The following is a 3,903-nucleotide window of genomic DNA, read 5'->3' on the forward strand; positions in this document are numbered from 1 at the left end:
GCACCTGTACCCACATTCTCGCGTGGGAAGGCAACGTCGAAGAGGGCCAGTGGTACTGGTACGAAGGCAACTTCGAAGGCTACGAGGCCAACAAGGTCGAGCGCCTCGGCCAGGAGGCGGCGCGCCCGCACCGGGTCACCCACCGTCGCCTCACGCGCGGATAAACAAGCCCCGCGAGAGCGAACAAAAGCGCCCCGGTGGCCCATCGAACTCGATGGGCCACCGGGGCGCAGTCATCTCTGGCGGCTTGCGCTACGGCTTCCGTCAGTACGTCGACGTGGCGTTCGGCACCCGGGCGGTCGAGGTAACCAACTCGCCCGTCGGCTCCGGGGTTCCGGGAGTTGCTGAGCTGTCGGCAACGTTTGCTGGCGCGCCCGCCTCCTCATGTCCGTCGTCGATGAGCTGGGCTTCGTCGAAGGGGCTATTGCCGGAGAGCACATCGGTGACCTGAGTGCGGTCGATGGTTCCCGTCCACGAACCGACGAGGATCGTGGCTACGGCATTGCCCGAGAAGTTGGTGACCGCGCGAGCCTCAGACATGAAACGGTCGATACCGACGATCATTCCCACGCCATCGAGCATCTCGGGGCGGTGCGCCTGGAGGCCGCCGGCGAGCGTGGCCAGCCCTGCGCCCGACACGCCTGCGGCGCCCTTGGACGCGATGATCATGAACGCGAGCAGTCCGAGCTGCTCGGTCAGCGCCAGCGGATCGCCCATGGCATCGGCGATGAAGATGGACGCCATCGTCAGATATATTGCGGTGCCATCGAGATTGAACGAGTATCCGGTCGGGACGACCACGCCGACCGTCGTCTTCTCCACACCGAGGTGCTCCATCTTCGCGATGAGTCGAGGCAGTGCCGACTCCGAAGACGAGGTGGCGAAGATGAGCAGGTATTCGCGGGCCAGGTATTTGACGAGCGAGAAGATCGACACGCCCGTGGCGACACGTAGGAGGGTGCCGAGAATGCCGAAGACGAAGGTCACGCAGGTGAGGTAGAAGGCGAGCATCAACATGATGAGCTGGCCCACCGCGGCCCAGCCGGTCTGGCCAACAACATTGGCGATGGCGCCGAACGCGCCGATGGGCGCGATCCACAGGATCATCACCAGGACCTTGAACACGAGCTTCTGCAGGTGGCCGATTACCTCGACGATCGATTCGCCCGTTTTGCCGAGCCCCTGGAGTGCGAACCCGACGAGAAGCGCGACGAAAAGCGCCTGGAGCACGCTCCCGCTCGTCAGTGCCGAGAACAGCGAATCGGGGATAATCGACTGAATGAAGTCGAGCGTACCGCCGGCCTCATGAGCCTCTTCGGCAAGCTCGGCGCCCTTGCCGGAACCGGACTGAATGTTGAGCCCTTCGCCGGGTTGAATGAGGTTGCCGACGACAAGCCCGATCCCGAGCGCCAGGGTCGACATGGCGATGAAGTAGACGAAGGCGAGACCTCCGACCTTCCCGACCGTCGACGCGTTGCGCACGGACCCGATGCCCAGCACGATGGTGCAGAAAATGACCGGCGCGATCATCATCTTGATGAGGTCGACGAAGAGTGTGCCGAGGATACCGAGGCTCTTGCCGACCTCCGGCGCGAGGATGCCGACGGCGACACCGGCGAACACGGCGATGATCACCGCGATGTAGAGCCAATGCGTGCGGTCTGCCTTCTTCGCCGGGGAGGCGGAGGACGCCTTGCTCACCGAACCGGATGATCGATTTCCGAATGTCATGGTGCCGAACCTTTCGTTTCGCCCCGGGAGTACGGGCTTGACGGAACTGACCTTCGAGTAAATTGTGGAGTTTCCAGTGACCTAGGTCACCGTTGAGTTCATTTCGTTCACGTACCGAACAAAACGGGCCGTACTCGCGAGTTCGCCGGGCCGTTCCTCGGGGCGCCCGCACGCCGAGGGCTACTATGCGATGCGATAGGGAGGTGGAGATGAAGAGAATCGCGCCGCGCACGCTCGCCAGCCAGGTGGTGGCGCTGGTGCTTGTCGTGGTCGCGGCCATCGTCGTGATCGGCAGCGTGCTCGCGCTGTGGGACGCGCGACTGACGGGGGACCGCACCGCCCGCGAGACGGAAAAGGCCTTGGCCGTCGGCATCGCCAAAGCTCCCTCGACAGTCGACGCTCTCGCCGCCGAGGACCCCACGACGATCCTTCAGCCGATGACGGAGGCGATCCGCGCGGACACTGGGATCGCGTTCATCACGATCATGGCGCCCGACGGCGAACGATTCACCCACACCTATCCGGAGAAGATCGGGCTGCGCTACCTCGGCTCTACAAAAGAAGCGCTCGATGGGCGTATTCACACCGAGACGTACACCGGCACCCTCGGCCCGTCCGTGCGCACCATCGTCCCCGTGCGTGATGCGAGCGGCGAGATCGTCGGCATGGTGTCGGTCGGGGTCACCGAGCACACGCTCATGCAGGAGTGGCTCGGAAGGCTCCCAGTCGTCCTCGCCATCGCGCTGAGCGCGCTAGCCACCGCCGGAGTGGGGCTGTGGTGGGTACGCCGGCGGATCCTGCAGGCCACGGGAGGCCTTGCGCCGGGCGACTTGCGCCTCATGTACGACCATCATGACGCCGTACTCCACTCCATCAGGGAGGGCGTGATCGTCGTGAGCGACGGAAGACCTGCCCTGGTCAACGACGAGGCGCAACGGCTGCTCGGCGGCGGCGACGACTTTTCCCTCGAAGACGTCCCGGAGTCGTTCCTCGGCGAGGAGCGATTCGACGACATGCTGTTCGCGGGCGGTGGCCGCGTGCTCGTGGTCAACAAGGCAGCCGTCGACGGTGAGAGGAACGCGGCCGTGATCACGCTGCGCGACCAAACCGAACTGTCGGAGGCGACGGGAGAACTCGACTCGATGACCCACTTCGCCGAGGCGCTTCGATCGCAGGCGCACGAATCGGCGAACAGGCTGCACACCATCGTCGCCCTCATCGAGATGGGCCGGGGCGACGAGGCCGCGCAGCTGGCGACGACCGATCTCACGCTGTCCCAGCAGCTCATCGACCGGATGAGCCAGTCGATCGCCGAGCCCGCGCTCGTGGCGATGCTGCTCGGCAAGACCTCGCAGGCGGCTGAGCGAGGGATCGAGCTCACCGTCACCGACGAGTCCGAGCTCGGCGACGACGTCGCCGGCCTGCTTAGCCCTCAGGAGATGGTGACGGTGGTCGGCAACCTGGTCGATAATGCACTCGACGCCTGCGATCCGGGTGACCCCTGGGTCGAGGTGACCATCACCGGTGAGGCCGGAGGCGTCCACATCGAGGTCGCCGACAGCGGCCCAGGCATGGACCCTGAGCTCCTCGCCCGCGCGCAGGAACGCGGGTTCTCTACGAAGGCTGGAGGAGACGAACGCGGGCGCGGGCTCGGATTGGCATTGGTGGCGCAGGTGCTGCGACGTCATAACGGTTCGTTGACGGCGTACGCCACCTACGGCTCGGTCGTGGTGGCACAGATCCCCGGGCAGCCGGCCGAAACTGCACGCGGGGGAGCGGAAGGAGACCGAACGTGACGACGAGGGTGCTGATCGTCGAGGACGAACCGCTCATCGCCGAATCGCACAGGGAATATCTGTCGCGGCTCGGCGGATTCGAGGTCGTAGCGCATGCGTGGGGCGGGCAGGAGGCGATGCGAGCGCTCTCCGAGGCCGCCGATTCGAGTGCGCCCGTGGATCTCGTGTTGCTCGACCTCGGACTGCCCGATGCACGTGGCGTGGATCTTGCCGCCGCCATGTCCGGGGTGCGGCCGGTGCCGGACATTATCGCGATTACCGCGCAGCGCGATCTTGCGACAGTGCGCAGCGCGATGTCCCACGGAGTGTTGTTGTACTTACTCAAGCCGTTCAATTTCGCCGCGTTCAGCGAGAAGATCCGGCAGTACGAGCGCTA

General features: G+C 65.2%; 3 protein-coding genes. 2 read left to right on the forward strand and 1 reads right to left on the reverse strand.

The annotated features are described in order from the left end of the window. Positions 1 to 264: 264 nt before the first annotated feature. Positions 265 to 1,731, reverse strand: a complete 1,467-nt coding sequence (locus tag K8V11_RS14550) for a cation:dicarboxylate symporter family transporter (protein ID WP_303915869.1) — start codon at positions 1,729 to 1,731, stop codon at positions 265 to 267. Between the two features lie 209 nt (positions 1,732 to 1,940). Here K8V11_RS14550 and K8V11_RS14555 point away from each other — a divergent pair, with 209 nt between their 5' ends. Both K8V11_RS14555 and K8V11_RS14560 read left to right on the forward strand, forming a co-directional pair. After that, positions 1,941 to 3,527, forward strand: coding sequence for a sensor histidine kinase (locus K8V11_RS14555; RefSeq protein WP_303915872.1), 1,587 nt, complete (start codon positions 1,941 to 1,943; stop codon positions 3,525 to 3,527). Further along, the coding region (locus tag K8V11_RS14560) for a response regulator (protein ID WP_303915875.1) at positions 3,524 to 3,903 on the forward strand (380 nt) is incomplete at its 3' end. The genes K8V11_RS14555 and K8V11_RS14560, both read left to right, overlap by 4 nt.

Source organism: Dietzia timorensis (genome assembly GCF_020742175.1).
Taxonomy (GTDB): domain Bacteria; phylum Actinomycetota; class Actinomycetes; order Mycobacteriales; family Mycobacteriaceae; genus Dietzia; species Dietzia timorensis_A.

Coding starts and splice junctions, on each gene's coding strand:
- K8V11_RS14550 (WP_303915869.1), bottom strand. CDS start 1,731: ATGACATTCGGAAATCGATCATCCGGTTCGGTGAGCAAGGCGTCCTCC.
- K8V11_RS14555 (WP_303915872.1), top strand. CDS start 1,941: ATGAAGAGAATCGCGCCGCGCACGCTCGCCAGCCAGGTGGTGGCGCTG.